This window comes from Gordonia sp. HS-NH1, assembly GCF_001418765.1.
Lineage (GTDB): Bacteria > Actinomycetota > Actinomycetes > Mycobacteriales > Mycobacteriaceae > Gordonia.
The window spans coordinates 1-3,674 of record NZ_LIYC01000083.1; the positions used below are offsets into that span (position 1 = coordinate 1).

The 3,674-nt window shown below is 60.3% G+C and carries 3 protein-coding genes; 2 read left to right on the top strand and 1 reads right to left on the bottom strand.

Going from position 1 to position 3,674, the window contains the following annotated elements:
- The first annotated feature begins 150 nt into the window (after positions 1-150).
- Both fdhA and AMD30_RS24035 read left to right on the top strand, forming a co-directional pair.
- Positions 151-1,371 (top strand): formaldehyde dehydrogenase, glutathione-independent, encoded by a 1,221-nt coding sequence (fdhA, locus tag AMD30_RS24030; RefSeq protein WP_055477341.1) that lies wholly within the window; start codon positions 151-153, stop codon positions 1,369-1,371.
- Between the two features lie 48 nt (positions 1,372-1,419).
- Positions 1,420-2,259, top strand: a complete 840-nt coding sequence (locus AMD30_RS24035; RefSeq protein ID WP_084817374.1) for a fumarylacetoacetate hydrolase family protein — start codon at positions 1,420-1,422, stop codon at positions 2,257-2,259.
- Between the two features lie 71 nt (positions 2,260-2,330).
- On the opposite strand, the gene AMD30_RS24040 is transcribed toward AMD30_RS24035, so the two are convergent.
- A complete protein-coding gene (locus tag AMD30_RS24040; RefSeq protein WP_084817375.1) occupies positions 2,331-3,251 on the bottom strand; it encodes a MarR family winged helix-turn-helix transcriptional regulator in 921 nt (306 codons plus the stop codon).
- Positions 3,252-3,674 lie beyond the last annotated feature (423 nt).

The window sequence follows — 3,674 nt, forward strand, 5'->3', positions numbered from 1 at the left end:
CACCCTATGGGGCACTACTTGTGCCCGCACATGGCGACCCACCCATCGCCAACCCTGGCAACAAGCGAATAAGCGAATAAGCGAGGGCGCCCTCCACGCAAGTTCACTTGTAAGCACCCCCACCTATCCACGCAATTTGAGAGAGCGCACATGTCCGAGAACAGCGGAGTCGTTTACGCAGGTAACGGTAGCGTGCAGGTCGTTGACCTGCCCGACCCATCATTGACCCTCCAGGACGGCCCTGGCGTGAACCCGGCCAGCGTCGGTCGACAGTGCCCACACGGGGTGATCTTGAAGGTGATCTCGTCGAACATCTGCGGTAGCGACCAGCACATGGTCCGCGGCCGGACCACTGCGCCCGTCGGTCTGGTACTGGGCCACGAGATCACTGGCGAGGTGATCGACACCGGGCGTGACGTAGAGTTCATCAAGGTCGGCGATGTGTGCTCTGTACCATTCAACATTGCGTGCGGCCGATGCCGGAACTGCAAAGTCGGCAGGACAGGTATCTGCCTTAACGTCAATCCCGATCGGCCCGGCGCCGCATACGGATACGTCGACATGGGCGGTTGGGTAGGAGGACAGGCGAAGTACGTCATGGTGCCCTACGCCGACTGGAACTTGCTCCCCTTCCCTGACCCGCAACAGGCCATAGAAAAAATTCTCGACCTGACAATGTTGTCCGACATACTGCCTACCGGATTCCACGGCTGTGTGACTGCGGGCGTGGGTGTTGGCGCGTCGGTGTACATTGCAGGCGCAGGCCCGGTTGGCCTTGCTGCGGCAGCAAGTGCGCATCTGCTCGGCGCCGCGGTCGTCATCGTTGGCGATCTCAACACCGAACGACTCGCGCAGGCCCGCAGCTTTGGTTGTGAAACGGTGGACGTCTCTTTGGGGCATCCGCAAGAGCAGATTGAGCAGATCCTTGGTGTGCCGGAGGTCGACTGTGGAGTGGACGCAGTTGGGTTTGAAGCACGAGGGCACGGTCACCGGACTGCGACCGAAGCTCCTGCGACAGTGCTTAATTCGCTTATGAACGTCACCGCTGCTGGTGGGTCCATCGGCATTCCGGGCTTATACGTCACTGGAGATCCCGGCGGCGTCGATGAGGCCGCCCAAAGCGGCTCCCTGTCGTTGAGCCTGGGGACCGGGTGGGCGAAATCGTTATCGTTGGCAACGGGTCAGTGCCCCGTCATGAAGTATCACCGGCCGCTGATGATGGCAATCTTGCACGACCGGATCAAAATTGCCGAGGCGGTCAATGCGCAGATGATCGCACTCGAAGACGCCCCTCGCGGCTATCGCGAGTTCGATTCCGGAAAAGCAACGAAGTTCGTGTTGGACCCGAACGGCTCTGTTGCTGCTGCTTGATCTGCGGTACCGCCCCGCGCGGGGCCGCAAGAGGACACAGGAAAACCGATGAAATACGTCAGCTTTTCAATCGACAACTACCACTCGATCGGTGCACTTGTGGACGACGTAGTGATGGACGTCGGGGTGATAGCCGCCAGCAAGCCTGGCCCCCGATGGAGCCCGCTGCGAAGGCTTCTCGCCGACCGCGGCGGCGACCTGCGGCTCAGCGATGACGACCTGTTGGGTCTGCCCGGCTTCGCTCGCCGCACAGTGACCATCGAGCCCGTCGTGCCCGATCCTTTCAGGATCATTACGGCAAGGGTAAGGGCCCGCGATCGCCACACTGGGAGGATGCTCGGCAATTACATCGACGAGCTCACCGTCTCCCCTCAAGTGCCTGCCACCCAGACCGGCAGCGGCACTACCGTCCGGCTTACCCACGGCGATCGACGCTTCGACGACGGAGGCAGGCTGGCAGTGATCATCGGCCGGACCGCCACCAACGTATCTATTGACGCTGCGTTGAGCTACGTGGCCGGTTATTGTGAGTTCTTTGCCAATCTTGCTTCCGTCGGTCCCGTCCTGGTGACCCCCGACGAGGTCGGTGACCTGCCGGCGGTGCGGCTGCCGACCCACGCCACCGGGACACATCACCAGGACGCTGATCTCCCCGATTTCGTTTGGGGCATTCCACAATTGGTCTCATACACATCGTCGGTCATGACGCTGCATCCCGCAGACATCATCACTGTGAGTTCTTCGTCGGGAACACCGCATATGCGCGGTATCGACAACGTCAGTGTTGAGCTCAGCAAGATTGGCACGTTGGAGTTAGATGTCGACAACCTCGGCAAGGTGGTTTCCCCGATCACGCAGGAGTCTGGCGGGCCCGCATCTTCTGCTTAGGACGCTTCGTTACGTGGCCGGAACCGTTGACGGATGACGCAGAACGACGAGATCTCGACCGCACCCGGTGACTACGGGGCCGCGAGACTGTTGACCGTGTCGCTGGGAATCCGAGACACTCGGACCATGAAGTCGATGAACTCGACTCTTTGGTGCGCGGTCAAGTGCTTCAGTAGATCTGACTGCACTAGCTCCACTGACTGGGTCAGATGACGCATCGCCGTCACAGCCGGCGATGTGAGTTCGACTATCGCCTTACGCTTATCACGCGGGTCACTGGTGCGTCGTAGCCAACCGCGCGTCACCAGACGCGCGACAATGTCGGTCACGTTCGATGAATCCAGTGACGCGCGGTTACCAATCTGCGACTGATCGGAAGGTTGAGCGGCCACGACGGCGAGCACCGCGTACTGCGGGCTGGTCAACTCGCCGCCGAAATGCTTGTTCCAAATCGCGTAGTGCATTTGCTGCGCGCGTCGAATGAGATACCCGGGGGTGGAGTGGATCTCGAGACCCGTGATCTCTTGAAGAGGTGCGCCTTTGCTGACCTCAGCCGGCTCGGGAAAAGCGACCCGCTGCAACAGTGAAACCAAAAGGTCGCGTTCGTCAGGTCTGAGCGGCTCAAGAAGCAAGTCCTGAACGCGCGCTGCCGCCGCCGTCACGTGCTCTAGGCGCGTCCGCGCTTCCGCGGTCAACACCAGCAGACGACGCCGTCCGTCCTCCGGATGACGGATCCGGAGAATCCATCCCTTCTTTTCCAGACGCGCCACAACCCCGCCAACAGTGGACTTATCTAGGGAGGCCAAAGTGCCCGCCAGACTTTGGTCCACGTCCGGCCACCCAGCCACTACGAGCAGGGTGGTGTACTGCGGTCCGGTCAGATCGTCGTCGACCTCTCTACTCCACAACGCGGTGTGGACCTGCTGAGCCCGTCGCAACAAATGGCCTGGAGCATCACGAAAACCCAGGGCGAGTGGGCCTGAGCCTGTCACGATCTACCCCCACCTCGCGGTTGATTACATCCTGCACAACTGTAGACAGATCGACCGCACGCGTAGCACCGGGGCGCGTCGACTCGTGAGCTCGGCAAGTTCATTAGCGTCAATTCGCCGAGCTACAAGCGCCAGGCCCCACGTTGAAGCCACTTCGGTTGACACTAGTACGTACACGTAGTAGAAAGGTGACATAGGGCACAATTGCGAACCATCGCCTTATCTACCAGGAACAAAAACAAGTTATGAAACGTATTGGAATTGTATGCATGCGTCTCATTTTAGCCGCAATGGGGCTGATCGCGCCTCGTCCATCTAGCGCCCATGTCGCAGGCTGTGTGTGTCTGTTGTGGGTCACGAGCGGATCGCAGCACGCGACTCGGTGAACGAAAGCTGTCGTTGGCCGGTCAAGTCCCAAGTAGT

Coding starts and splice junctions, on each gene's coding strand:
- fdhA (WP_055477341.1), top strand. CDS start 151: ATGTCCGAGAACAGCGGAGTCGTTTACGCAGGTAACGGTAGCGTGCAG.
- AMD30_RS24035 (WP_084817374.1), top strand. CDS start 1,420: ATGAAATACGTCAGCTTTTCAATCGACAACTACCACTCGATCGGTGCA.